Source organism: Nonomuraea sp. NPDC049129, assembly GCF_040648495.1.
Taxonomy (GTDB): domain Bacteria; phylum Actinomycetota; class Actinomycetes; order Streptosporangiales; family Streptosporangiaceae; genus Nonomuraea.
The window spans coordinates 236,005-261,775 of sequence record NZ_JBEZDU010000012.1 but is presented as its reverse complement, the minus strand read 5'-3'; the positions used below and the strand labels follow the sequence as shown (position 1 = coordinate 261,775).

General features: G+C 70.0%; 24 protein-coding genes. 13 read left to right on the top strand and 11 right to left on the bottom strand.

What is annotated here, in order from left to right; genetic code table 11:
- Positions 1-2: 2 nt before the first annotated feature.
- Positions 3-1,037, bottom strand: coding sequence for an aldo/keto reductase (locus tag AB0B64_RS34500; RefSeq protein ID WP_357953216.1), 1,035 nt, complete (start codon positions 1,035-1,037; stop codon positions 3-5).
- Between the two features lie 85 nt (positions 1,038-1,122).
- On the opposite strand from AB0B64_RS34500, the gene AB0B64_RS34495 reads away from it, so the two are divergent.
- Positions 1,123-1,815: an HAD family hydrolase gene (locus AB0B64_RS34495; protein ID WP_357953218.1), complete on the top strand. Its 693-nt coding sequence runs from the start codon at positions 1,123-1,125 to the stop codon at positions 1,813-1,815.
- 66 nt (positions 1,816-1,881) lie between these two features.
- Positions 1,882-3,306 carry an NADP-dependent phosphogluconate dehydrogenase gene (gene gndA, locus AB0B64_RS34490; RefSeq protein WP_357953220.1) on the top strand — a complete coding sequence of 475 codons (1,425 nt, stop codon included), beginning with the start codon at positions 1,882-1,884 and terminating at the stop codon, positions 3,304-3,306.
- Positions 3,307-3,361: 55 nt separating this feature from the next.
- Here gndA and AB0B64_RS34485 read toward each other — a convergent pair whose 3' ends face one another.
- Entirely contained in the window at positions 3,362-4,132 is a 771-nt protein-coding gene (locus AB0B64_RS34485; RefSeq protein ID WP_358182573.1) for a thioesterase family protein, read from the bottom strand.
- Positions 4,133-4,143: 11 nt separating this feature from the next.
- Entirely contained in the window at positions 4,144-5,082 is a 939-nt protein-coding gene (locus AB0B64_RS34480; RefSeq protein WP_358182570.1) for a YafY family protein, read from the bottom strand.
- A 63-nt stretch (positions 5,083-5,145) separates the two neighbouring features.
- Here AB0B64_RS34480 and AB0B64_RS34475 point away from each other — a divergent pair, with 63 nt between their 5' ends.
- The gene (locus AB0B64_RS34475; RefSeq protein WP_358182567.1) at positions 5,146-6,258 is read left to right on the top strand and encodes an epoxide hydrolase family protein; all 1,113 of its coding nucleotides are present in this window, start codon (positions 5,146-5,148) and stop codon (positions 6,256-6,258) included.
- Here AB0B64_RS34475 and AB0B64_RS34470 read toward each other — a convergent pair.
- Both AB0B64_RS34470 and AB0B64_RS34465 read right to left on the bottom strand, forming a co-directional pair.
- Complete coding sequence (locus AB0B64_RS34470) at positions 6,156-6,572, bottom strand: SRPBCC family protein (protein ID WP_358182564.1); 417 nt, start codon at positions 6,570-6,572, stop codon at positions 6,156-6,158. The two genes, AB0B64_RS34475 and AB0B64_RS34470, sit on opposite strands and share 103 nt — an antisense overlap.
- A gap of 4 nt (positions 6,573-6,576) precedes the next feature.
- Positions 6,577-6,936: a VOC family protein gene (locus tag AB0B64_RS34465; protein ID WP_358182561.1), complete on the bottom strand. Its 360-nt coding sequence runs from the start codon at positions 6,934-6,936 to the stop codon at positions 6,577-6,579.
- A 212-nt stretch (positions 6,937-7,148) separates the two neighbouring features.
- Here AB0B64_RS34465 and AB0B64_RS34460 point away from each other — a divergent pair, with 212 nt between their 5' ends.
- From AB0B64_RS34460 to AB0B64_RS34445, 4 genes are all read left to right on the top strand, one after another.
- Entirely contained in the window at positions 7,149-7,991 is an 843-nt protein-coding gene (locus AB0B64_RS34460) for an AraC family transcriptional regulator (RefSeq protein ID WP_358182559.1), read from the top strand.
- Between the two features lie 149 nt (positions 7,992-8,140).
- Positions 8,141-8,572: a type II toxin-antitoxin system PemK/MazF family toxin gene (locus AB0B64_RS34455; protein WP_357953234.1), complete on the top strand. Its 432-nt coding sequence runs from the start codon at positions 8,141-8,143 to the stop codon at positions 8,570-8,572.
- A 41-nt stretch (positions 8,573-8,613) separates the two neighbouring features.
- On the top strand, positions 8,614-9,840 hold the full coding sequence (locus AB0B64_RS34450; RefSeq protein ID WP_358182556.1) for an FAD-dependent oxidoreductase: 1,227 nt from the start codon (positions 8,614-8,616) through the stop codon (positions 9,838-9,840).
- A 242-nt stretch (positions 9,841-10,082) separates the two neighbouring features.
- Positions 10,083-11,294 (top strand): cytochrome P450, encoded by a 1,212-nt coding sequence (locus tag AB0B64_RS34445; RefSeq protein ID WP_358182553.1) that lies wholly within the window; start codon positions 10,083-10,085, stop codon positions 11,292-11,294.
- 192 nt (positions 11,295-11,486) lie between these two features.
- On the opposite strand, the gene AB0B64_RS34440 is transcribed toward AB0B64_RS34445, so the two are convergent.
- Entirely contained in the window at positions 11,487-12,065 is a 579-nt protein-coding gene (locus AB0B64_RS34440; RefSeq protein WP_357953239.1) for a helix-turn-helix domain-containing protein, read from the bottom strand.
- A gap of 94 nt (positions 12,066-12,159) precedes the next feature.
- Here AB0B64_RS34440 and AB0B64_RS34435 point away from each other — a divergent pair, with 94 nt between their 5' ends.
- The 4 genes from AB0B64_RS34435 (at position 12,160) to AB0B64_RS34420 (ending at position 16,432) form a co-directional block, all read left to right on the top strand.
- Positions 12,160-12,948 carry an SDR family oxidoreductase gene (locus AB0B64_RS34435; RefSeq protein ID WP_358182550.1) on the top strand — a complete coding sequence of 263 codons (789 nt, stop codon included), beginning with the start codon at positions 12,160-12,162 and terminating at the stop codon, positions 12,946-12,948.
- A gap of 90 nt (positions 12,949-13,038) precedes the next feature.
- Positions 13,039-14,160 carry an MBL fold metallo-hydrolase gene (locus tag AB0B64_RS34430; RefSeq protein ID WP_357953243.1) on the top strand — a complete coding sequence of 374 codons (1,122 nt, stop codon included), beginning with the start codon at positions 13,039-13,041 and terminating at the stop codon, positions 14,158-14,160.
- On the top strand, positions 14,142-15,413 hold the full coding sequence (locus tag AB0B64_RS34425; RefSeq protein ID WP_358182547.1) for an MFS transporter: 1,272 nt from the start codon (positions 14,142-14,144) through the stop codon (positions 15,411-15,413). The genes AB0B64_RS34430 and AB0B64_RS34425 overlap by 19 nt, the downstream gene beginning before the upstream one ends.
- Before the next feature lie 104 nt (positions 15,414-15,517).
- Positions 15,518-16,432, top strand: a complete 915-nt coding sequence (locus AB0B64_RS34420) for a pirin family protein (RefSeq protein WP_358182544.1) — start codon at positions 15,518-15,520, stop codon at positions 16,430-16,432.
- A gap of 165 nt (positions 16,433-16,597) precedes the next feature.
- On the opposite strand, the gene AB0B64_RS34415 is transcribed toward AB0B64_RS34420, so the two are convergent.
- The gene (locus AB0B64_RS34415; protein WP_358182541.1) at positions 16,598-19,132 is read right to left on the bottom strand and encodes a protein kinase; all 2,535 of its coding nucleotides are present in this window, start codon (positions 19,130-19,132) and stop codon (positions 16,598-16,600) included.
- Positions 19,133-19,193: 61 nt separating this feature from the next.
- The gene (locus tag AB0B64_RS34410; RefSeq protein WP_358182670.1) at positions 19,194-20,348 is read right to left on the bottom strand and encodes an Lrp/AsnC family transcriptional regulator; all 1,155 of its coding nucleotides are present in this window, start codon (positions 20,346-20,348) and stop codon (positions 19,194-19,196) included.
- Between the two features lie 136 nt (positions 20,349-20,484).
- Here AB0B64_RS34410 and AB0B64_RS34405 point away from each other — a divergent pair, with 136 nt between their 5' ends.
- On the top strand, positions 20,485-21,954 hold the full coding sequence (locus AB0B64_RS34405) for an MFS transporter (protein WP_358182538.1): 1,470 nt from the start codon (positions 20,485-20,487) through the stop codon (positions 21,952-21,954).
- Positions 21,955-21,992: 38 nt separating this feature from the next.
- Positions 21,993-22,484 (top strand): hypothetical protein, encoded by a 492-nt coding sequence (locus tag AB0B64_RS34400; RefSeq protein WP_358182535.1) that lies wholly within the window; start codon positions 21,993-21,995, stop codon positions 22,482-22,484.
- 353 nt (positions 22,485-22,837) lie between these two features.
- Here the strand turns inward: AB0B64_RS34400 and AB0B64_RS34395 are convergent, their stop codons facing one another.
- The 3 genes from AB0B64_RS34395 to AB0B64_RS34385 form a co-directional block, all read right to left on the bottom strand.
- A complete protein-coding gene (locus tag AB0B64_RS34395) occupies positions 22,838-23,686 on the bottom strand; it encodes a hypothetical protein (protein ID WP_358182532.1) in 849 nt (282 codons plus the stop codon).
- A gap of 135 nt (positions 23,687-23,821) precedes the next feature.
- Positions 23,822-24,775, bottom strand: coding sequence for an ABC transporter permease (locus AB0B64_RS34390; RefSeq protein ID WP_358182529.1), 954 nt, complete (start codon positions 24,773-24,775; stop codon positions 23,822-23,824).
- A gap of 20 nt (positions 24,776-24,795) precedes the next feature.
- On the bottom strand, positions 24,796-25,734 hold the full coding sequence (locus tag AB0B64_RS34385; RefSeq protein ID WP_358182526.1) for an ABC transporter permease: 939 nt from the start codon (positions 25,732-25,734) through the stop codon (positions 24,796-24,798).
- Positions 25,735-25,771 lie beyond the last annotated feature (37 nt).

The following is a 25,771-nucleotide window of genomic DNA, read 5'->3' as shown; positions in this document are numbered from 1 at the left end:
GGTCAGGGGCGCCGGCGGAGTTTCGCGTCGGACAGCTGCGGGGGCTGCCAGCCCTCGTCGCCCGGGTTGATGGTGACGCCCGGCGCCACGATGGCGTCGATCCTGTCCAGTACGTCGTCGCTGAGCCGTACCTCGGGGGCGCTGAGCTGGCCCTCCAGATGTTCCATCGTGCGTGGCCCGATGATGGCCGAGGTGACCGCCGGGTGCCTGATCGTGAACGCCAGGGACAGCTCGATCAGCGTGTGCCCGGCCTCCTCGGCCAGGACGGCGAGCTGTTCGACGGCGTCGAGCTTGCGCTGGTTGACCTCCAGCTTCATGTCGTAGCGGTGCGGCAGCCGGCTCGCGCGGCGGCTCTCCGGCAGTTCCTGGTTCTTGCGGTAGCGGCCGCTCAGCCAGCCGCCCGCCAGCGGGCTCCAGACGATGGCGCCCATGCCGTACTTCTGGACGGTGGGCAGCACGTCGGCCTCGATGCCGCGGGCGAGCAGGGAGTACGGGGGCTGCTCGCAGACGAAGCGTTCGAGCCCGCGCCGCTCGGCCGCCCACTGGGCCTCGACCACCTGGTGCGCGGGGAAGGTGGAGCTGCCGATGTAGCGGACCTTGCCCTGCCGGACGAGGTCGGTGAGGGCGCCGAGCGTCTCGTCTATGTCGGTGGCGGGGTCGGGGCGGTGGATCTGGTAGAGGTCGATCCAGTCGGTGCCGAGGCGGCGCAGGCTGTTCTCGACGGCCTGGAAGATCCAGCGCCTCGAGTTGCCACCCTCGTTGGGGCCGTCACCCATGGCACCGTGGCACTTGGTGGCCAGGACGACGTCGTCGCGCTTGCCCGACCTGGCCAGGGCCTTGCCGACGAACTCCTCCGACTGGCCCCGCGAGTAGACGTCCGCGGTGTCGATGAAGTTGATGCCCGAGTCGAGGGCGCGGTCGATGATGTCGGCCGACTTCTCGGCCGACTCCTCACCGAACCCGCCGAACATCATCGCGCCGAGGCAAAGAGGGCTGACCTTGAGACCGGTATGTCCGAGTACCCGATATTCCGTCATGCCCCTCACTCTGGCATGACCGCCTGGGCGGCGGGCAGCCGCACCGCGATGAGGGCGTTCATGGCGGCCGTGGTGTCATGGAGCCATGACGGAGTTCCCGCACGCACCCACACCGGCGTTCCTCTTCGACCTCGACGGCACCTTGATCGACAGCGTCTACCAGCATGTCATCGCCTGGCGCCAGGCACTGTCCGGGCTGGGCATCGACCTGTCGGTGTGGCGCATCCATCGCCGCATCGGGATGAGCGGCGGGCTGTTCGTGAGCGCGCTGCTGCGGGAGACGGGGCTGAAACTGTCGGCGGAGCAGATCGACGAGTTGCAGACGATCCACGGTGACGCCTACACCGAGCAGATCGACTCCGTCCGCCCGCTGCCGGGCGCCGCCGAGTTGCTGAGCGAGCTGACCTCGCGCGGTGTGCCGTGGGCGATCGCGACCAGCGGTTACGCGCGTACGGCCCGGCTGGCGCTGGGCATGCTGGGCCTGCCGGAGGACACTCCGATGGTGACCCGCGACATGGTGCGCAGGGCCAAGCCGGACCCCGACCTGTTCCTTGCGGGTGCGGCGCTGCTGGAGGTGGATGTGCGGCATGCGATGGTGGTAGGAGACAGTGTCTGGGACCTGCTCGCCGCCCGCCGGGCGGGGGCGCTCGGGATCGGGGTGCTGTCCGGCGGATACGGCAGGGACGAACTGGAGCGCGCGGGTGCTTTCCGCGTGTACTCCGATCCGGCTGACATGCTGCATCGGCTCGACGAGCTGGGCGTACGCCAAAGCGACTGAAATATTGGAATATCCAGCCGAACCTCTACCGCTGGATCATGCGTATCCCCCACAGAGGAGCTTGATATGGACTTGGCAGATATCGGGGTCACCGGCCTGGCGGTCATGGGCAGGAACCTGGCGCGCAACCTCGCCAGGCACGGCTACGCGGTGGCCGTGCACAACCGCACGCCCAGCCGGACGCAGCAGCTGGTCAAGGAGTTCGGCGGCGAGGGCACGTTCGTACCGTCGGAGGAGCTGGCCGCCTTCGTGGCCTCGCTCAAGCGGCCGCGCCGGGCGATCATCATGGTGAAGGCGGGTCCGGGCACCGACGCGGTGATCGACCAGCTCGCCGAGCTGATGGAGCCGGGCGACATGATCGTCGACGGCGGCAACGCGCACTTCGCCGACACCCGGCGGCGCGAGGCGGCCCTGCGCGACAAGGGGATCCACTTCGTCGGCACCGGCATCTCCGGCGGCGAGGAGGGCGCGCTCAACGGCCCGAGCATCATGCCCGGCGGCTCCAAGGAGTCGTGGGAGGCGCTCGGCCCGATCCTGCAGGACATCTCGGCCAAGGTCGACGGCGTCCCGTGCGCGGTGCACGTGGGCCCCGACGGTGCCGGGCACTTCGTCAAGATGGTGCACAACGGCATCGAATACTCCGACATGCAGCTCATCGCCGAGTCCTACGACCTGCTGCGTCAGGCTCTCGGCGCCACCCCGGCGGAGCTCGCCGAGGTCTTCCGCGAGTGGAACCAGGGCGAGCTGGAGTCCTACCTGATCGAGATCACCGCCGAGGTGCTCGACCAGGTCGACGCGGCCACGGGCAAGCCGTTCGTGGACGTCGTGGTGGACCAGGCCGAGCAGAAGGGCACCGGCCGCTGGACCGTGCAGGGCGCGCTCGATTTGGGCGTACCGGTGACGGGCATCGCCGAGGCGGTGTTCGCCCGCGCGCTGTCGGGTCACCCGGAGCAGCGCGCCGCCGCCGCGTCCCTGGAGGGGCCGAAGCTGTCGGGCGTCGGCGGGCGGGAGCTGATCGAGGACGTACGGCAGGCCCTGTACGCCTCCAAGATCGTCGCCTACGCGCAGGGCTTCGACCAGATGGCCGCCGCCTCCAAGGAGTACGGCTGGGACCTGGACCTGGGCGCCATGGCCACGATCTGGCGGGGCGGCTGCATCATCAGGGCCCGTTTCCTCGACCGGATCCGCGCCGCCTACGACACCGACCGGGCGCTGCCGACGCTGCTGGCCGACCCGACGTTCGCGGCGGCACTGAACCTGGCGCAGGAGTCCTGGCGCCGGGTGGTGACCACGGCGGTGCAGATCGGCGTGCCGACGCCGGGCTTCTCCTCGGCGCTGGCCTACTACGACGGGCTGCGCCGTGAGCGGCTGCCCGCCGCGCTGATCCAGGGGCTGCGCGACTTCTTCGGCGCGCACACCTATCTTCGGGTGGACCGTGAGGGCGCCTACCACACCGACTGGTCCGGCGACCGCACCGAGCGCCCCGCGTAGTCTTCAGCGGCCGCGTTCTAAAGCGGGCCCGTTTCGAGCTGCTTCGTCCTGTTCTTCAGCGGGTCCGCAAGGGGATCGGGTTGGCCACGGCGGTCACGAGGCAGAAGCCGATCGGCCCGGCGGCGTCGTGCAGGGTGCACTGCCCTGTGGCGACGCCGCCGTCGCTGAGGTGCCCGGTCGCCTCCACGCCGACCAGTTCCCCCTCGGGGACCCGGCCGAGCGTGATCGTGTAGTCGGCGTTGATGAAGTGCACGCCGCCGGTGCCGCCGGTGCTGAGCGGGCTGGCGAAGTCGGCCGCGAGCGCCACCCTGGTGAACGGCGTGACCGGCTCGTCGTCCACGAGCGGATGGGTCTCGCGCAGCCAGACCCGGTTGGGGCCCGGCTCGCTCCAGTCGGTCAGCCGCCACAGGTCGAACGGCGGCTCCCACTCCCCGCCCGTCACAGGCGGTCCGGCGGGCGGCGGCTCGTCCCAGGCGGGCGTGTCGTTCCGCTCGCCGTCCGGCTGCTCGCTCTGCCTGAGAAGCACGGCGCTGGCCCGGCCGATCACGCCCTGGTCGGTACGGATCGTCACGTCGGCCACCCGGATCCGGCGCCCGTCCCTGACCAGCTCGGTCTCGACGGTGACCGGGAGCATCGGGCTGTTGCGGAACAGATCGACGGTGAGCCGGGCGAACCGCAGGTCCGCCTCACCGTACTCCTGCTCGACGGCCATGGCGGCCAGGCCCCCGAGCAGGCGGCCGTGGAGCATGTCGGGCGACCAAGGGCTGCGGGCGTGCGGAGCGGGCACGAACTCGCCCGTCTTACGCGTGAAGAACGCTGACGTCACAGAATGAGATTCTAGAGGGTGGTGAGTCGCCGCCCGAGCCCGCGCAGCCGTTCCTTGAGCTCGACCGGCTCCAGTACCTCGAAGTCGAGGTCGAGGAAGGCCACGACCACGGCGATCAGATGCAGGTCGTCACCGCGCAATGTCAGCACGCAGGTGTCCTCGCCGACCGGCTCGACGACGCCCGCCGTACGGCCCGCGACCTGATCGGCAGGGGCGTGCAGCAGGACGCGGGCCTGGATCGGCCACATGTCGTGACCCATCCGGCGCTCGACCCAGGCCGCGACGTCGCCGCCTGGCGGCTCGCGCGGTGTGAAGCGGGGACCGTTCGGCGTGCGCGGGCGCAGGCGGTCGGCGCGGTAGGTGCGCCAGTCCCGCCGGTCGACGTCCCAGCCGACCAGGTACCAGCGGCGCGACCAGTTGACCAGGGTGAGCGGCTCGGCCTTGCGCTCGGTGGTGACGCCGTCGCGGCCGGTGTAGTCGAAGCGGAGCTGCTCGTGGTCGCGGCAGGCGGCGGCCACGGCGGTCAGCACCTCGGCGGCGACCGTCGGACCGCCGGTGGTGATCGGCACGGTGTGGGTCTGCAGCGCGTTGACCCGGTGCCGCAGCCGGGCGGGCAGTACTTGCTCCAGCTTGGCCAGGGCGCGCAGGGAGGTCTCCTCGATGCCCGTCACCGTGCCGCCCGCGGCCGTGCGCAGGCCGACGGCGACCGCCACGGCCTCATCGTCGTCCAGCAGTAGCGGCGGCAACTCGGCGCCCGCGCCCAGCCGGTAACCGCCGGAGACACCCGGCGTGGAGTGGACCGGATAGCCGAGACCGCGCAGCCGCTCGACGTCACGGCGCACGGTCCTGACCGCGACGCCGAGCCGTTCGGCCAGGTCGGCGCTGGGCCAGTCGCGCCGCGCCTGCAGCAGGGACAGCAGGCGGAGCAGCCTGGCGGAGGTCTCCAACACAAGGGCAATTGTGTCCTGATCCTGGCCGCAATGCCGCCTAGCTTTGGCGACATGGAGAAATTCATGATCGATATCCCGCAGGCCGCGTTGTCCGATCTGGCGGAGCGGCTGCGCCGTACGCGCTGGCCCGACGCGCTGGAGGGCGTCGGCTGGTCCTACGGCGTACCGCTTCCAGCGGTACGCGAGCTGGCCGAATACTGGCTCGACGGCTATTCCTGGCGTGCACACGAGGCCAGGCTGAACGCCCTTCCGCAGTACACGACCGTGATCGACGGCCAGCGCGTGCACTTCGCGCACCTGCGCTCCCCCCGCGAGGACGCGCTGCCGCTGCTGCTGACGCACGGGTGGCCCAGCACGTTCGCCGACTTTGCGCGTGTCGCCGAACCTCTCAACCGCGACTTCCACCTGGTCATCCCGTCGATCCCCGGCTTCGCCTTCTCGGGACCGACGGCGGAGACCGGCTGGGGCGTGCGGCGCGTCGCCGCCGCCTGGGCGGAGCTGATGAGCAGGCTCGGTTATCCGCGGTACGGCACCCAGGGCGGCGATTTCGGCTCGCTGATCTCCCCGGAGGTGGCCAGGCTCGACCCGGACCGCGTCGTCGGGGTGCATCTGAACGCGCTCACGACGCTCGTCAACGACGACCAGGCGGGACTGAGCGCGGCCGAGGTGGAGCGGGCCAAGGGGGTGGAGCGCTGGCACCGCCACTACTCCGGGTACGCCATGATCCAGGGGACCAGGCCGCAGACCCTGGCCTACGGCCTGGCCGACTCGCCGACCGGGCAGCTCGCCTGGAACCTCGACGCGTACGCCTCCTGGGGTCAGGACATCGGCGGCTTGTCGCGCGACGACATCCTGACCAATGTGACGATCTACTGGCTCACGGACACGGCGGGCTCCTCCGCGCGTCTCTACCGCGAGGGCGCCTCAGCCTGGGAGCCGCCCGCCGAGCCGGGCAGGACGCCGACCGCCGTGGCGGTCTTCCCCGGCGACAGTTCGGTGCGGCGCTACGCCGAGGTCGCGCACAACGTGGTGCGCTGGTCGGAGTTCCCCGACGGCGGCCACTACGCCGCGCTTCAGGCGCCGACGCTGCTCGCCGAGGACATCAGGGCGTTCTTCATGGCGCTCAGCCCCCGATCCATGAACTCGGCGACGACGGGCACCGCCTCCTCCGGGTAGAGGTCCGCGTGCCAGACGAACCGCGACCGGCCGTCGCCCTCGTCCACCACCGTCGAGGACGCGTTGTGGTGCCGCAGCCCGAGCGGGCTGTCGACCATGGCGTAGGCGATGCGGCGGGCCTCGTCGTCGACGTCCAGGATGAGCTCATGGGCGACGGCACCGTTGAAGAACGTGACGATCCTGACATCGCCCTCCATGTGGCACTCGAGCACGAACCCGGGCGCGAGCCGGTCAACCCGGCCGGCCTCGCGCAGGACCGCCCACACCCGCTCGGCGGGGACGTCGAGCATCGCTTCCTTGTGAATGGCGGCCATGGGGTCAGCCACCTGCCGCGACGCAGAACGGGTGGCCCTCAGGGTCGGTGAGCACGGTCCAGTCGGCGCCACCCGGCTGGAACTCCGGTACGGCGGCGCCCAGCCCGACCAGCTCCTTGACGGCGAGCTCGACGTCGGTCACCTGGAGGTCGAGGTGGACGTGCTTGGCGTCGCCGGGCCAGCCGGGGCCGCGGTAGCCGGCGACACGCTGGAACGCCAGCCCGACGGGGCCGCCCTCGACGGTGGCGAAGTCGTCGTCGCTGTGGGCGATCCGGCCCCCGGTGGCCTTGGCGTAGAAGTCGGCGAGAGCGGCCGGATCCTGGCAGTCGAAGATCACGATGGAGACCGTGATGGTTGTTGTCATGGGTCCAGGGTGGGGCGGGGCGGGCGACCGGGTCTTGAACATCCTTGCACCACCGCTGGGCGTTCGCCGACTGGCGGCACCGCCGCGGCGCTGCGCTTTCCGTCCGCTGGCGCGGCGGCGCTGGGCGGCACTGCGCGCCGGTGCTGGGCATACCGTCGTGTGCCGGCGCGAGGGCGGCAGGATTGTCGTAGCCGGAGCGTAGGGTTCGGCAGGTGCGTTCAGCAGTCCGTCTCGGCACCGGGTCCGGGTTCACCCTCGACGCGGTGACTTGCCACGACGATCACCGCAGGTGGTCGCCGCCCGAAACGAGCTCCGCCTACCGGGTGGTGCTGGTGCGCCGCGGCCGCTTCCGCCGCAAGGCCGACGGGCGGGCCGCCGTGGTGGATCCGACGATGGCCTATCTCGGCATTCCTGGCGAGGAGGAGCATTACGCACACCCGGCGGGTGGCGACGTGTGCACCTCCCTGTGCGTGACGCCGGATCTGTGGCGCTCGCTCGCGGGCGACAACGTGGTGCCCTCCCGCTCCACGATCTATGTGGATGCCCGCCTCGACCTGGCGCACCGCCGCTTCCTGGCCGCCGCCCGCACCGGCGACACGGCTTTCGAGCTCGCCGAAGCCCTGCTGCCCCTCCTCTCCACCGCCCTCGCCCAGCTCACCCCCATGCCGGCGCGGCGCGGCCGGGCTCCGGCGAGCTCGGAGGTGATCGTGGAGGGTGCCCGGGAGGCCATCGCCGCGGGCCATCCCGCCGCCGATGGGCTCCTGCCGCTGGCGGAGTTCCTGGCTGTCTCGCCGTACCAGCTGAGCCGGGCCTTCACCCGAGAGCTCGGCATATCCCTGACCCACTACCGCAACCGGGTGCGCGTCGGGCGGGCCCTCGACCACCTGGAGGGCGGCGCGGCGAACCTGGCGCTGCTGGCCGCCGAGCTGGGGTTCGCCGATCAGGCCCACCTGACCCGCACGGTCCGCCGCCACGCCGGCCGCACCCCCGCGGCACTGCGCCGCCTGCTCGCTCCTCCAGGATCTCCGACGGAGAGCCCGGGTCGCGACCGTTGACGCGTCCCCGTCCCTTTCCCCGCCGCTGTCACCGTCGGAGGACGAGGCTGAGCACGATCGCCGCCTCCTGTTTGCCGATATTTCGTGGCATTCCCGGATAGCCGCACCGGATTCGATCAACGACGGCCCGGTGGCGTAAGCTCCCTCGCGTGCGTGATTCAGGTGAGGACCCCCGGCCCGCCCGCGGTGCGGTGCGGGAGATCCACTCGCTCAGCCAGGCGGCGACCCTGTCCTACTCCCCCGACCTCGACGGACTGGCCGACCCCGGCGAGATCGTCTGGGCCTGGGTGCCCTACGAGGAGGACCCGGAGCGCGGCAAGGACCGCCCGCTGCTGATCGTCGGCCGCACCGGACGCAGGCTGCTGGGCATGATGCTGTCCAGCCAGGGCGACGACGGCCCCGACTGGCTGGAGGTCGGCGTGTGGGGGCGCGACGGCAAGACGTCCTACCTGCGGCTGGACCGCGTGTTCGGCCTGGACGAGGACGACATCAGGCGTGAGGGCGCGGTGCTCGACGGTGCGCGGTTCGCCCGCGTGGCGGCTCACCTCATGAAGACGTACGGCTGGACCGCCGGCGGCTGACCCGCTTCGTTCCGCGTCCTCCTGGCTGCGATCATGGGGACATGCGTGTTGCGGTGATCGGTAGCGGAATCGTCGGAGCGGCCGCGGCCTGGCACCTGAGCGGGCGCGGAGTGTCCGTGACGGTGGTGGACGGGGCTTTCAGCGGGCGAGCGACGGAGGCCGGCGCGGGCATCGTGTGCCCGTGGGTGGACCATCCCGACGACGACGCCTGGTACACGCTGGTGCGCGAGGGGGCTCGCCGCTACCCGGATCTGGTGTCGGCGCTCGGCGAGGACATCGGGTACGCACGGGTCGGAGCGCTGCTGGTGGCCACAGACCCGGGCGAACTGGAGCCGATACGCGCCCTCCTGCTGCGCCGCCATCCGGAGGCACCCGAAATGGGGGACATCACGGATGTGGCGGCTCCGTCGGCACTGTTCCCGCCGCTCAGGGAAGGTCTGAGCGCGATCCACGTGCCGGGGGCCGCTCGGGTGGACGGTCGGGCGGTACGTGACGCCCTCCTCCGCGCCGCCATCCGCCAAGGCGCCGACCTCCGTACGGGCACCGCGACCCTCACCCCCGACGGCGGCGTGCTCCTCCACACCACACCCGACGGCGATCCGCTCCTCCGCACCACCACCGGCGCGCCCGGCCCGGAGCCGCACGCCGGGGAGGCGGCGATGCCGGGAAGCAGGCTTGAGTCCCCGACTCGGGAGGTGGAAGCACCGAGCAACAGGCTCACGTCGCCGGCCGAGGAGTCCGAGGTGCGCGTGGAGGCGGATGTGGTGATCGTGGCCGCCGGAGCCTGGAGCGGGGAGGTGTCTCGGGGGCTTGGGGTGGAGATCCCGGTGTCCCCCAGGCGCGGGCAGATCGTGCATGCCGCCCTCGACGGCGTGGACACCGCCTCCTGGCCGATCGTGCTGCCCCGGCGCGGGCCGTACCTGCTGGGCTTCCCCGGCTCGCGACTGGTGGTCGGTGCGACCGTGGAGGACGCCGGGTTCTCGCCGTACGTCACCCTCGGCGGCATCCACGAGGTGCTGGCGGCGGGCCTGCGACTGGCGCCCGGCTTGGACGGTGCGAGGGTGGTGGAGACGAGGGTGGGCCTGCGTCCGGTGTACGGGGCGGGCACGGCTCTCATCGACCGGCTCACCGACCGGGTGGTGGTGGCGACGGGCCTGGGCGCGTACGGCCTGACGGCCGGCCCGTTCACCGGCCAGATCGCCTCCGCTCTCGCACTGGGCGAAACCCCACCCATCGACATCAGCCCGTACGCGCACATTCCCGCCTGAGCCCGCCCATCGACATCAGCCCGTACGCGCGCATCCCCGCCTGAGCCCGCCCATCGAGATCCGGCCCCCAGACGGCGGGCAGGACGGCTGAGAGCTGTTCCTTGGATCAGGTTTGGAGCCGAAGGACCAGGCCAGCCGCTCCACGCACCCCTTCCACGCATGGTTGGGGTCTTGACCGTCGGCGGCTTGTTTCGTACGTTCCCGGCGAGCTTGTTGGACGACGACATCGCCCGGAGGCGGCTTTGACAGAACAGTCCAGCACCACATCGACCTGGCCGGACCTTCCCCCTGGACCGTACGGCACCCCGTCGCCCGACCTGACCCGCCGGTACGCTGAGGCGCCGATGGAGGCGGCCACGCTGCCGAGCGGTGACCGGGTGCCCATGATCGTCCGGTACGCGGATGTCCGCAGCGTGCTCACCTCGCCGGCCAGCAGTCGTAACCTGCGTGAGCCCGGCCTGCCCAGAATGGTCAGCGGCACGTTCCTGGACGACGACCCGGCGGCGCTGATGAACCAGGATCCGCCGGAGCACACCCGATACCGGCGCATCATGCACGGCACGTTCACGCCCAGGCACATCGAATGCTGGCGGCCCCGCGTGGCGGCCATCGCCGGCGAGTTGATCGACGCGGCCGGTGATGAGTTCGATATGGTCGCGGGCTTCGCGCTGCCGCTGCCCGCTCGGGTGATCTGCGAGCTGCTCGGCGTGCCGATGGACCGCTTCGAGCAGGTCCGCGGCTGGACGGAGATGTTTCTGTCCGCCTCGGACGCGAGCGCCGACGCTCGGGCCCAGGGATTCGCCGCGTTCACGGCCTATGCGCGGGAGCTGATCGAGCAGCACCGGACCGAGCCCGGCGAGGACCTGATCGACTTGCTCATCGCGGCACGCGATGAAGGCGATGGGCTCAGCGAGGACGAGCTGACCAACATGGTGTTCACGCTGATCATGGCCGGGCACGAGACGACCGCCTCAATGATCGTCCGGGGCAGCTTCCGCCTGCTCTGCCACGCCGACCAGTACGCCGAACTCGCGGCCCATCCCGAACTGGTCGAGCCGGCGGTGGAGGAGATCCTGCGTCACGAAGGGCCTGGCTCCAACGGCATGCTCCGGCGGATCACTGATGACGTCGAGGTGTCCGGCGGGACCATCCTGGCCGGCACGGTTGTGCTGCCCAACCTTTGGGCCGCCGACCACGACCCGTCGGTGTTCCAGGACCCGCTGCGGTTCGACGTGAAGAGGTTCACCGGTGCCCAGCCCACCCCGCACCTGGCATTCGGCCATGGCCCTCACTACTGCTTAGGCGCGAACCTGGCGAGAATGGAACTGCAGGAGGCGTTCCACGCTCTGGTGACGCGCCTGCCAGGACTGCACGCGCAGGAGGACCTGTCGGCCGTGGTGTGGAGCGACGGGTTCGTCTACTGGCCACGCCGACTGCTGGTCAAAGCAAGCTGAGCCCGAACATGCGACCGCATCGCCGGCGCCGCCTCGGTGAGAGCAGCCGGGCGGCTCGGTCTGGATCGCGGTCAGCAGCATCTGCCAGGTGCCATCTGCCGACCCAGTTCTCAGCCCAGGCCCGGTCAGTGCCCACACCGCATGGCAAGGTGTCGACCGGGCCCCGGTCGGTGCCGACGCGTTGCGGGACGACTATCCCAGGCCCCGGTCGGTGCCGACGCCCCGCAGCAGGGTGTCGACCAGGAGCGTGGCCAGGGTGTCGGCGTCGTCGCCCTGGCTCTGCGCGGCCTCGTGGATCAGCGCGTAGTAGACACGCCTGGCCCACGCCGGATCCACGTCGGCCCGCAGCAGGCCGGTGGCCTGCGCCTTGCGGAACAGCTGGTCGCACCTGTCCTCGACCTCTGAGTGCACGCGGGCCACCTCGGGGTCCGACGACGCGCGGCTCATCGCGAAGCCCCAATCGATCTTCACCCGCAACACGCTGGCCGTGACCTGGTAGAGCGCGACCAGGGGCGGCGTGGTCTCGGGATTGGCGGACTCGACCGCCGCCGCGAACTGCCGCGTGGCCCACCCTTCCATCGCGCTGACCAGGGCATCGCGGGACGCGAAACGCCGGTGCACGGTCGTGCGGGCGACCCCGGCCGCCTCGGCGATCTGCTCCATGCTGGCCGACGGATTCTTGCTGAGCACCCGCTCGGCCGCTTCCAGGATCGTGCGTACGGTCCGTTCGGCGTCGGAACGCAGCGCGCGCCCCTGCTGACTCGCTTCCACAGTGCAACCATACACTCCAGAGTTGCAACACTGATGTTGCAACTGCTACCTTCCTAGCATCATCAGCGATGCACTTACGGAGGCACGCGTCACCATGGACATGCGACTCACCGGCAAGACCGCCGTCGTCACCGGCGCCAGCAGGGGCCTCGGTCTCGCCATCGTCGCGGCGCTGCGAGCGGAGGGGATGCGGGTCGTGGCCGGTTCACGGACGATCTCGCCCGAGCTGAAGGAGACCGGCGCGACGGCGATCGCGGTCGACCTGTCCAGCGCCGAAGGCCCGGCCGAGCTGATCGACACCGCCCTGGCCGAGCTGGGCGAGCTCGATCTGCTGGTCAACAACGTGGGCGGCGGCGACGGCGGCGAGGGACAGCTGGACGGGTTCCTGGGCTTCACCGAGGAGCACTGGCACCAGACCCACGATCTCAACTTCCTCAGCGCCGTCCGCGCCACCAGGGCCGCCCTGCCCAGCCTGCTGCGCCAGGGCGGGACCGTGGTCAACATCTCCTCCAACGGCGCCCGCATGCCGCACGCCGGCCCGATCACCTACACCACGGCCAAGGCCGCGCTGACCGCGTTCGGCAAGGCGCTGGCCGAGGAGTTCGGGCCGCAGGGGGTGCGGGTCAACACCGTCTCCCCCGGCGCCAGCCGCACGTCGATGTGGGAGGACCCCAACGGTTACGGCGCGGCGCTCGCCGTCAAGATGGGCCTGGAGCACGACCAGCTCCTGGCGGGGCTGCCGTCGAGCACGGGGATGACAACGGGTAGATTCGTCGCTCCCGCGGAGGTCGCCGCCCTGGTGACCTACCTGGCCTCACCACACGCCGCGAGCGTCAACGGCGCCGACTACGTCATCGACGGCGGCGCGATCAAGACGGTCTGAATCTATCGCGATATATCGTCGAAATCGGGAACATCGGAGATATCGCGATCAGTTGAGTGGTGTGGACCGACTTTCAGGGGAGTGTGAGCGATGGCGAGACTGCGGACGATACGACGGATTCTCGTAGGCGGGGCGGCCTTGGCCGCGGCGGGCTGGGCCCTGCGTGACGTACCCGCCGAGCTGGGCGTGCGGCCTTTGACCTCGGGACCGGACCGGGCGGCCAGGGTGCGGCGCTCCCCGCAGTTCAAGGACGGCGCCTTCTACAACCCGATGCCGGAATCCACCACCATGCTGTCCGCGCCGCCCCCGGGTCTGCTGCGCGAGATGTCCAAGGACAGAGACCTGCGCCGCCCGTCCGGCCCCGTTCCGCTGCGCGTGCCGCCGACCGGCGACCCGTCGCCCACCGGGCTGAGAGCGATCTGGTACGGCCACGCCTCCACGCTGGTGGAGATCGAGGGGCGTCGGGTGCTGTTCGATCCGGTGTGGAGCAGACGGCCGTCGCCGTCGCAGCTTGTCGGGCCGAAGCGGCACCACCCGGTGCCCGTCCCGCTGAACCGGTTGCCGCAGGTCGACGCGATCGCGATCTCGCACGACCACTACGACCACCTCGACATGGGGACCGTGCGCACGCTCACCGCGACGCAGAAGGCGCCGTTCCTGGTGCCGCTGGGCATCGGCGCCCACCTGGAGCGATGGGGCGTGCCCGCCTACCGGATCATCGAGCTCGACTGGGACGAGGAGGCCGAGGTGGCCGGGCTGCGCTTCATCGCGACGGCCGCCCGCCATTTCTCCGGCCGCGTCCTCACCCGCAACGACACGCTGTGGGGCTCCTGGGTGGTGGCCGGAGCGAGCAAGCGGGTCTTCTACGCGGGCGACTCCGGCTACTTCGAGGGCTACCGGGGCATCGGGTCGGCGCACGGCCCGTTCGACCTGACGCTGATGCCGATCGGCGCCTACAGCCCCTCCTGGCCCGACATCCACATGAACCCGGAAGAGGCGGTCAACGCCCACCTCGACCTGGGCGGCAGGCTGCTGCTGCCGGTGCACTGGGCGACGTTCACGCTGGCGCTGCACCCGTGGGCGGAGCCGGTGGAGCGGCTGTGGCGCGAGGCGAAGGCCCGCGACGTCGAGATCGTGGTGCCACGCCCCGGTGAGGCCGTCGACACCGACGGCGCTCCGGCCGTCGACGGCTGGTGGGAGACCCTGGGCTGACCACCTTCGACCACACCCGGCGGGCCTGCTATGCCGGATATGTCACCCAGGCCATCGTCAACAACCTGGCGCCACTGCTGTTCATCGTCTTCCAGACGCGCTATCAGGTGCCGTACGAGATGCTGGGCCGCCTGGTCCTGCTCAACTTCGCCACCCAGCTCGTCACCGACCTGATCGCGGTCAAGGTGGTGGACCGGACGGGTTACCGGGTGCCCTTGGCACTGGCGCACGTGTTCAGCGTGGCCGGGCTGGTGCTGCTGGCGGTCGCTCCGTCGGCGCTGCCATCGCCATACACAGGGCTGGCCGTGGCGGTGGTGGTCTACGGGATCGGCGGCGGACTGCTGGAGGTCCTGGTCAGCCCGGTGGTGGACGCCCTGCCCGCACCGGCTGAGCACCGGGCCGCCAGGATGAGCCTGCTGCACTCCTTCTACTGCTGGGGCCAGGTCGCCGTCGTGCTGGGCACGACGCTGATGCTGGCCTGGATCGGCGACGCGGCCTGGCAGGCGCTGCCGCTGCTGTGGGCACTCGTACCCCTGGCCGGCCTCGTGCTCTTCCTGCGGGTCCCGCTGCCCGCGACGGTGCCCGAGGAGCACCGGACCGGGCTCGGGGCGCTGCTGCGGACCCCGTTCTTCGCAGCGGCGCTCCTGCTCATGCTCTGCGCGGGCGCGGCCGAGCTGACCATGTCGCAGTGGTCCTCGCTCTTCGCCGAGCAAGGGCTGGGCGTGGCCAAGGTGTGGGGGGACCTCGCGGGACCCTGCCTGTTCGCGGTGCTCATGGGACTCGGCCGGATCGCCTACGGTCTCTGGGGTAGCCGGATCCCCCTGCTGCCCGCCGTGATCGCCTGCGGCGTACTGGCCACCGCCTGCTACCTCACCGCCGCCCTGGCCCGGGACCCGGTGCTCAGCCTGGTCGGGTGTGCGGTGTGCGGGCTGGCGGTCAGCCTGATGTGGCCGGGGACGTTCAGCCTGACGGCCGCCCGCTTCCCATTGGGCGGGACCGCGATGTTCGGGGTCCTGGCGATGTTCGGCGACGCGGGGGCGGCGGCGGGCCCGTGGCTGGCGGGCGCCGTCGCCCAAGGCGGCCTGCTCGGGGACGGCGCCGTCACCCAAGAAGGCCTGCTCGGCGACGGCTCAGGACTCCGTGCCGGGCTGCTGGTCGGCACCGTCTTCCCGCTCGCGATCGTCGTGGTGGGCATCGCGCAGTCACTCCTGGCCCGCCGCCGCACCTCCACTCCCGCACCCGCCGAGAGCTGACCCATGCCGCCGTACTCCGCCTCCCGCCCCCGCACCACACCCCCACCCACACCCACCGAGAGCTGACCCATGCCGCCGTACAGTGCCGTCGTACAGTTCATAACGTGAGCAACCTGGAGCAGGACCCCGACGAGATCCGCTGCGCCGCCGAGAGCGGTGGTGAGACCGAGTTGCTCGCCGGACGCGCGGTGCCGCTGGGCGGTCCGCGCAGCATATCGGTGAGCAGGACGCTGCCCAACGCGCACCGCCGCATGATCGGCGCGTGGTGCTTCGTGGACGCCTACGGCCCCGAGGTGGCGGTGATGCGGGTGCCTCCGCATCCGCACACCGGTCTGCAGACTGTGAGCTGGCTGATCGCCGGCGAGGTGCTGCACCGCGACAGTGTCGGCAGTCTCCAGGAAATACGCCCTGGCCAGCTGAACTTGATGACCGCCGGACGCGGCATCTCCCACTCGGAGGAGTCGCCCGAGACGCTGCTGCACGGCGTTCAGTTGTGGGTGGCGCTGCCCGACGCGGACCGGCGTACCGGGCCCGGGTTCGAGCACCACGCGTCACTGCCCGTGCGGTCCGGCACCGGGTTCGACGCCACGGTGATCATGGGGTCGCTCGGCGGCGTGACCTCGCCCGCGACCACCTACAGCCCCCTGGTGGGCGCCGAGGTGGCCGTCGAAGGGAACGCCGAAGTGCCGCTCGACCCCGGCTTCGAGCATGGGGTGCTGCTGCTCGACGGGGAGGTCGAGCCGCTGGAGGCGGGACCGCTGCTCTATCTGCCGCCGGGCCGCAGCCTGTTGCGGCTGAGCGGGCGCGGGCGGGTGCTGCTGATCGGCGGCGAGCCGTTCGCCGAGGAGATCGTGATGTGGTGGAACTTCGTCGGCCGCGACCACGACGAGATCGTCGCGTTCCGCAAGGAGTGGATGGAGGGCGAGGGGTTCGGCGCCGTCGAGGGGTTCGACGGCGGCCCGCTCCCCGCGCCCGTCCTGCCGGGCACCCGGCTGCGGCCTAGGGGCCGCGTCCGCTAGTCCTGTCTTTTTCGCACATACCGCCTTGTCGTAGGTCAGCCGCTAGGGCTGATCCAGCACTCGGTGTCATCGGTGTAGCCCGTGGACAGCGACCCGTGGAGAACAGGGCTGGTTCTGGTGACATGCGGAAACTGGGCAAGTTCCGGTGACACGCGGGGAATTGGGCTAGTTCCGGCGTGGGAAGGTGTAGATCACGTCCATGTTCGAGCTGTTCGTCGGTATCTCGGCCAGCAGTCGCAGCGCGGTGCCCGTGAAATCGACCACCTGTATCTGCTGCTTCTCCGCGCTCGCGTCGGGCCTGATCCAGCAGACCAGATGGCTGTCGTCGTACCAGGTGGCCAGGCCGGTGCAGGGCGACTCGAAGCGCTTCAGCTCGGTGCCGGTCTGGGCGTCGTAGACGCAGTTGTTGCCGCTGCCCAGACCGGGGCAGTTGGTGACGAACTGCTTGCCCGACGGCGAGAACAGCGACTCGGCGATACCCGACCCCACGTTCGGGATCCGGCGCAGCCGCACCCCGTTCGCGTCGAAGAAGCGCAGCGCCTGCTGCTTGGCGTCGTTCGACAGGGCCACCACGCCCGTGTCGGCCTGGTCGAAGCCGTAACGGATGCCGTGCAGCGAGCCTTCCCTGAGCGAGGCGACCGTGGCCTGCCTGGTGGCGACGGTCACGATCGCGAACCCGGTCGACTGCCAGACCCCCTTCACCGGGTTGCCGACGTTGAACAGCAGGCGGCCGCTGTCACGCGACCAGCCCTGCACGTACGCGCTGAGCGGCTGGCGTGACGTCTTGACCGTGAACGCCTCACCCGACACCTTGTCGGTGATCTTGACGCTGTCGTAGCCGTCGACGAACTTCTTGCCGCGCTGGGCCAGGTACCGGCCGTTGGGCGACAGCATGCTCTCCCACATGTCCGGATATTTCGTGAATGGTCCGGCCAGGGAGTCCCGGGCGTAGTAGATCCAGTTCTGAGTCTTCGCGTCGCGGACCAGGTAGGTGGTGAGCCTGACGGCATCGCCCGGATTCTCGTAGATGACCGCGTCGGTGTCGGGAAGCGTTGAGGTGACCAGGTTCGCGGTGGGAACGACCGTCGGGGCCGCGGATGTGGCCGTGCCTTCGGCGCTCGGGGAGGAGGTCGGGGTCGGCGGGCCGGGCAGGTTGGTCAGCGCGACGGCCACCACGACGACGGTCGCGACGATGGCCACAGCCGCGGCGATCGCCGCCACCACGTAGCTCTTCTTCCCGCCCGATCGAGGCGGCGGCCCCTGCGGGCCGGAGCCGTACTGCGGAGACTGCCCCTGCGTGCTCGGGGAGACCCACTGCGCCTGCTGGTGCGGCCCCGACTCCGCGTACGGACCCTGTGGAGACGGGCCCTGTGGTGGCGGGCCCTGCGGAGGTGGACCTTGTAGTGGCGGGCCCTGCGGAGATGGGCCCTGTAGTGACGGGCCCTGCGGGATCGGACCTTGGGGTGGTGGCCCGTACGGGTGCCCCGCCTGCGGTTGCGGCCCTTGGGGGTACGGCCCCGACTGCGGTTGCGGCCCCTCGGGGTATGACCCCGGCTGCCCGTACGGAGCCTGGGGGTACGGCCCCTGGGGGTACGGCCCCGACTGCGCGTACGGAGGCTGACCGTATGGGGGTTGTCCATATGGGGGCTGCATGGGGGACCCTGACCCCGGCTGGGACGGCGGCTGGGGCTGGAACGGAGGCTGAGGCGGAGCCGAGGGGTGAGACGGAGGCTGCATGGGGAACCCCGGCCCCGGCTGGGACGGCGGCTGGGATTGGAGTGGAAGCTGAGGCGGAGCCGAGGGGTTGGACGAGGGCTGAGGCGGAAGCGAGGGGCGGGACGGGGAGCCGCTGACCACGGCGGCCGCCTGCTCCAGTTCCGCGGGGTTCGACGTGGGATGCTCCAGCAGCCGCATGATCACCTGTTCGGCGGTAGGCCGCCGGGCGGGGTCCTTTGACAGGCAGGCGGCCACGAGTTCGCGCAGCGGCCCGGTCAGTGAGGACAGATCGGGCTCGTTGTAGAGCACCTGGTCGACGATCTCCGGCACGGACTCCGCCTCGAACGGCCCGGTGCCCGTGGCGGCGAACACGATAGTGCTCCCCCACGCGAACATGTCAGCGGCCGGCCCCACCGGCTGCCCCAGAACCTGCTCCGGCGCCATGAACGCGGGCGTCCCCACCGGGGTGGAGGTGATCGTCGAGGTGGCGTCGAGCGCCTTGGCGATGCCGAAGTCGATCACCCGGGGGCCTTCGCCGGCGAGCAGCACGTTGTTCGGGCTGAAGTCGCGGTGCACGATGCCCGCCTGGTGGATGGCGGCCAGCGCGGTGACGCTCCCGATGGCCAGCCGGTACAGGGCGGCGTCCGCGCGCGGCCCCTCCTCGGTCACCACCTGCCGCAGCGGCGGCCCCTCGACGTACTCGCTGACGATGAACGGCCGCTCCTCATGCACCCCGGTCGCCAGCACCTTCGCGGTGCAGAACGGCGCCACCCGCTGCGCCACGGCCGCCTCCCGCGCGAACCGCTCGGCCGCGACCACGTCGCCCGCCAGGTTCGGCCGTAACCACTTGATGGCGGCCTGGTCGCCCTGCTCGTCGACGCCCAGATAAACGACGCCTTGTCCGCCTTCTCCCAGCCGTCCGCGGATCTCATAACCTCCGAGACCGGCGGGATCTCCTGCTCTCAGCTCACTCATCGACGGCATGACCAAATTATGGGCGTGCTTCTTGCGAATGACTTAACTTGCCCTGTCCGGAAATTTCGTGTCAGTACGGCATGGACGACTGTGCGCGCGTGCCCATCGGGACCAGTGGGCCCGCGGCCTTGACGGTGTGCAGCACGGGGGCCGTTTCGAGTGTGTGAATGGCGTCGAGGCCACCCAGCCGATGGGTGAGGTAATCGTGCAGATCGGCGGGGCTGCGGCAGAGCGCGTTTGCCAGCAGGTTGGTCCGGCCGGTGGTGGCGGCCACCAGGGCGAGTTCACGGTGACCGGCCAGGGTGGTCGCGACTCGGTCGAGCTGTCCTGGCTGAACGGACATCCAGAGCAGGGCTTGGGTGGTGGCCCCGAGAACGGCGGGGGCGACCTCGACATCGAAGAAGATCGCCTCGTTGGCGCGGAGTTCGGCCAGACGGCGGGCGACGGTGGCTTGGGACACTCCGGTGGCCGCGGCGAGGTCGGCGTGCGTCGCCCGGCCGTCGTGACGCAGAGCGTCGATCAGGTCGTGATCGACGCGCGCCAGCGGCGGCCGACCGTCCGACTGATCCGTCGGCTGATCGGCCAGCCGATCGGCCGACCGATCAGTCTGCCGATCAGTCGGAGATGACTGGCGGGCCGACTGAGGGGCCGACTGAGGGGCCGACGATGGCGGGTGGGCCGATTGATGGGTCGGTGATGGCCAGCGGGCTGGCGAATCAGTGTCGCGGGCCTGTGCGAGCCGCTGTTGCTGCTGTTCGGTGAGGGTCTCGAGGCGGCCTCGCCACCCGGTCGGCCCGCCCAGGTAGGTGTGCAGCAGGCAGTGGGCGGAGACCGCGGTGATGCCGGCCCTTCGGGGGATGTCGTGCAGCAGCAGCGACGGTACGGCCTGCGCACCATTCGGCGCGTGGATGACGGCGAAGATCTCCGTACCTCCGGAGGCCAGTTTGACCCACGAGGTGTCGGCTCGCCGGGCCAGCGAATGCGAAAGATCTCGCACGGTGGACGGGGTGGCGGTGAGCCGGATCATCCACTGGGTCTGGCCTGCCCGATCCGGGTTCGGGAGCCCGACCACGCGCAGCGCGGCCTCAGCGCGCAGCCGCCGATAGCGGCGGGCCACGGTCTGCGCCGAGGTACCGATCACCTCGGCGATACGGCCGAAGGGTGCTCGCCCGTCAATGCTCAGGGCGTGGATCAGCCCGCGGTCCACATCGTCGAGCGTGAGCATTTCCCTCACAAATCCGTCAGTTATGGAAGATAGTCGCCAACTATACATTCCAGATGGAACAACCGACCCGGCCTCTTTCACGCTGGGACCCCGCCCGTCGACGGCGCGGGTTCGCGGAGTTGGAGAGGAACGTGGGATGTCGGTACATGTGTCATCGCCCCCGAGGAGGGCTTACCGGTGGCGGTGGGTGGCGCTGGCGGCGTTGCTGGTGGCCGAGGCCATGAATCTGCTGGACTCGACGATCGTGCAGGTCGCCACGCCGGCGATCCGGGCCGACCTGGGCGGGTCGGCGTCGGACATGCAGTGGTTCAGCACGGCGTACACCTTGCCCTTCGCCCTGCTGCTGATCACCGGGGGCCGGCTGGGTGACATCGCCGGTCGGCGGCTGGTCTTTCGGATCGGTGTCGCGGGGTTCCTCGCCGCGTCGCTGGCCTGCGCCCTGGCGGACTCGGTCGGCGCGCTGATCTGCTTCCGCGCCGTGCAAGGCGCCGCGGCCGCGGCGATCATTCCGCAGACCATCGGCCTGATCCGCGCCATGTTCGACGGCGAGGAGATGTCCAAGGCCTTGGGCAGCATCGGTCCCGTCATGGGTCTGGCCGCTGTCTGCGGGCCCATTCTCGGTGGCGTGCTGACCCAGGCCGACCTGTTCGGCTCGTCATGGCGGTCGGCGTTCCTGGTCAACGTCCCGCTCTGCGTCGCCGTGCTGGCCGTCGCGCCGACCCTGATCGAGGACCGCGCGCCGCGGCGACCGGGTCTCGACCCCGCGGGCACCGCGCTGGCGATGCTCGGCACGGCTCTGATCGTCTACCCCCTGATCGGGGCTGGGACGGCGCACATGTCGACGGGAAACTGGGTGGCCATCGGCATCGGCTTGGCGGCCGTCTTCGGCTTCGGCCTGCAGCAGCGACGGCGAGCCGGGCTCGGCCGCAGTTCGCTGGTGGAGACCAGCCTGTTCGCGCACCGCGTCTTCCCGGCCGCGCTGGTGACGTCCGCCCTGTTCTTCGCGGTGACGACCGGGCTGATGTTCGTCGTGGTCCTGCACCTGCAGCTGGGAGTGGGCGCCGACGCGCGCACCGCGGGTCTGACCATGACGCCTTGGTCGGTGTGCCTGGCGGTGTCGTCGTGGATGGCGGGCGCGTATCTGGTTCCTCGTTACGGGCGGCGGGTGATGTTCGCCGGACTCGCCACGCTGGGGGTGGGCATAGTGGCCGCCATCGCCGTGTACCACGCGGCCTCCCCCACGACCTATCCCACCCCGCTGCTCGGCGCCCTGGGAGTCGCGGGCCTCGGCGTCGGGGTGTTCACCCCGTCGTTCTTCACCGCCGCGCTGAAACCGCTCAAGCCGCAAGAGATCGGCTCAGCCGCCGGCCTGCTCAACGCCGTCCAGCAACTCGGCGCCACGCTCGGCGTCGCCGTCCTGGGCAGCGTCTACCTCAACGGCTCCATGTCCGGTTCTCCTGGTGGCGCGATCCAGGTGACCTGCTGGGTCGCGGGTGGCATGCTCGTGGCGAGCTTCCTCTCCGCTGCGCTTATGACGAGGGCCGAGCCGCGGTTACAGGATCTTCATCCCGGGAGTAAAGATGCCCTCCTCGACCTCGACCTGTGACGCCTCGTGATGTATTGATCACCGCTAGTATTCTCGGCATGACAACCCTCCAGGAGCTGGAGATCCGGGTGACTCGCCTCGAAGAGCGCTCGGACAACCAGCGAGAAGACATCCGGATCATCGGCTCAGAGGTCTCCAAGATCCTTCTGACTCAGGACGAGATCCTGAAAGTCCAGCGTACGCACACGCAGAAAATCGACGCACTGGACAAGAAGTTCAACAAGCTAGACGACAAGGTCGGCAAGCTAGACGAGAAGGTCGACAAGCTCGCCACGGTGGTGGGCGGGCACAGTGAGACGCTAGCCGGGCACACCCAGATACTGGCGGGGCACACCCAGACGCTAGCCGAGCACGGCCAGATACTGGCCGGACACACCCAGACGCTAGCCGAGCACGGCCAGATACTGGCCGGACACACCCAAACGCTAGCCGAGCAGGGTCAGACGCTGGCCAAGCACACTCGGATGTTCGAGACGCTGTTCGCCCACTTCGGCATCCCCCTCCCCGCCGAAGGGCACCAGCACAACTAGTGCGGCGACCACGATCGCTCCCCGGACAGTTCGCCACACGACCGTCCCGATGCCCGTGACGGTCCGTGGTGGCCGGGGTCCTTTCAGCGGAATACCCCTTCGGGGGACAGGAAGAAGACGGCCCGTCGTGGCACAGGCCCCCTAAAGGGATACCTCCTCCGGAGGAGAAGAAGAAGACGCCCCGTCGCGACACGGGCCTCATGGAGGAACACCCTCCGGGAGCCGAGGAAGACGGCCCGTCATAGCTGGGGTTCCTATGGAGGGATCCCCCCTTCGGGGGAGAGGAAGAATCGGATAGCCGGCTTCGTCTTATGCCGCCCGGGGCCGCGAGGCCCCGGGCGGCAGGTCGGCCCTTACTTGTCGGAAAGCTTGTGGCCGCGGAAAATCGGGTGGTCGGTCTCCCAGTAGCGCCAGCCTTCGATTCTCGATGGAATGTCGGCGATACCCGTGGCGATTCTGACCTCGGCACAGTTGTGGAGCCGGGCCCACTGACCCCAGCCGATGCGGTAACCGAAGACGCGGTACCACATGTTTCCGTACTTGCCGTCGTGGATTGTCTGCGTGTAGTCGTGCCCCGTGAAGATCATGTGCCTCTTCTCGAGGTGTGGAGTGACCTCCCTGGTGAGCGCGCGGAGGATGTCCTCGGTGGTGACCGTGCTGCCGATCGTCTTGGCGACCGAGTCGGTGACCGATTTGGTCTTGATCTTGTCGGCCTCCACGAACGCGAGCACCTCATACTCGTGGTGGACCGAAACGGTCATCGAGCCGCCGGGACCGTCGGTGTATCTGGTCCGGGGAATGAAGAAGTTGTGGGGCCTCAGAGAGTGAGCCCTGATGAAGGTTCCCGGCTCGCAGCCATTCCCGCTGTCGGTCAGGACTGTCTTGCGGAATTTGTGGAAGAAGTGGTGATGGCGGTGGAACCGATGGTCCGGCACCGGATCGGCGTTGGCCGGGATGGTCGTGATGCCGGCGAGGGCCACGGACAGGGGGGCTGCCACGGCCAGCGTCATCCGTCTTCTGGCCCGCCGCCTCGCCGGGCGGGTCGGTATTCCTGTGGCGTCGGCTCTCGGAGTGTGCGTGAACATAGAGGTACCGTTTCTTTTGGAGCGCGGCCAGCGGTCGCGGCTAACCCATTGGCCGGAAGACGGCCCATTCCTGCCCGCTGAGCAACACAGCGTGACGATAAAGATGCTTACAGTCACAGCCAGGCTCCCCTCGACGCCACGCCGAAAGGGACTTCCCCGGACAGGAAAAGCAAAGGTGAATAAAGCCTCAGCACCGACTGTCTTGGTTCGAGAGGACAGGGCACCAGACGCGACTCGGAGGCCACGCCACCACTACGACAGCCGCTGCGCCTTGCTCAGCAACCGCTGCGCCACCACCACCAGCGCCAGGAACGCCCCACTGACCACCTGCTGAAAGGCCGACGTCAGGTTCCCCACCTGGTTGATCAGGCTCTGGATCACGCCCAGCAGCAGCACCCCCGCCACCGTCCCGGTGATCCCGCCCGCGCCCCCGGTCAGCAGGGTGCCGCCGATGACGACGGCGGCGATCGCGTCCAGTTCCAGGCCGATGCCCAGGATCGTCACCCCGGACGAGAGCCGTGCCGCGTTCAGCGCGCCGGCGAGACCGGCCAGCAGGGCCGACATCACGTACACGGTCACCTTGGTACGCGCCACGGGCACGCCCATGAGCGCCGCCGCCTGCTCGTTGCCGCCGATCGCGTAGACGTTCTGCCCGAAGCCGGTCCGTTGCAGCAGCACCATCGCGACCAGCGCCAGCGCCGCGGTGATGTACACGGGGTACGTCAGGCCGAGCAACTCCCCCTGCCCCAAGGACGCGAAAGCGGGATTTTTCACCAAATAGGTGGTTGCGCCCTCATCCGAGATGGCGAGCATCAACCCCCGCACACCCAGCAAACCCGCCAATGTCACGATAAAAGGAGCCATACCGGTGCGAGCTATGACCAAACCCTGCAGCAAGCCGACGATCCCGCACGCGCCCAGCGGCAGCGCCAGCGCCACGAGCAGGCCGTACTGGGACCCATAGGCCGCCAGCACGCCGCCCAGCACGAACAGCGACCCCACCGACAGGTCGATCCCGCCGCTGATGATCACGAACGTCATTCCGATCGCGATGATCGCCAGGAACGACGACGAGACCACCACGCTGGCCGCGTTCCCCGCGGTCGCGAAGGAGTCGAAGGCCAGGCTGCCCACGATCACCAGCAGCGCCAGCACCATGAGCGCCCCGTGCTGCTGGAGCACCCGGCTCACCTGCTCACGTCGCAATGAAGCAAGAGAAGCGGAGGTCATCGGTTCGCACGCTCCCTGGTGGCGTAGACGGCGGCCAGGATGATGACCGCCTGGACCATCTGGGTCCACGACTGCGGCAGATTGTGCTTGATCAACGTCGCCGCGAGCAGTTGCATCAGCAGCGCGCCCATGACCGTGCTGAGCACCCTGATGCGCCCGCCGGTGAGCGGCGTGCCGCCGACCACGACGGCGGTGATCGCCGACAGCTCGATGAACAGGCCGAGCGACGTCGGGTCGCTGGCCTGCAGGCGGGCCGTGGCCAGCACCCCGGCCAGCGCGGCGAGCAGCCCGGAGATGACGTACACGATCAGCAGCACCCGTTTGACCGGCAGCCCGGACAGTTCGCTGGCCGACCGGTTGCCGCCGATCGCGACGACCTGACGGCCGAACGTCGTGCGCCGCACCACGAACAGCACGATCAGGGTCAGCGCCGCGGCGATCAGCACGATGACCGGGATCCCGGCCACAGAGCTGCCGCCCAGCGCGATCAGGTCCGGGTTGCGGAACTCCACGAGCTGCGGCACCAGGACGTTGGCGATGCCGCGTACGCCGACGAGCAGCGCCAGTGTGGCCACGATCGGCTGGACGCCCACGTAGGCGACCAGGGCCCCGCCCGCCGCGCCGACGACCGCCCCGCCGATCACGGCGACGATCAGCGCGGGCAGCGCGCCGTACCCCAGGTAGAGAGCGACGAGCGCGGCGGCCAGCGCCATGACCGAGCCGACGGACAGGTCGATGCCCTGCGTGCCGATCACCAGCGCCATGCCCAGCGACACGATCACGATGGGCGTGACCTGGACGAACTGGGTGCGGAAGTTCGAGGCGTCGAGGAAGTGCGGCGTGAACAGCACGTTGAACAGCAGCAGCGCCAGCACGGCCGCGTACACGCCGTAGTCCTGCACCCAGGCGAAGATCCGCGGTTTGAGGTCTGCCATCCCCCCGCTCCGAGGGGCCGGTTTCGAAGTGAGCTCA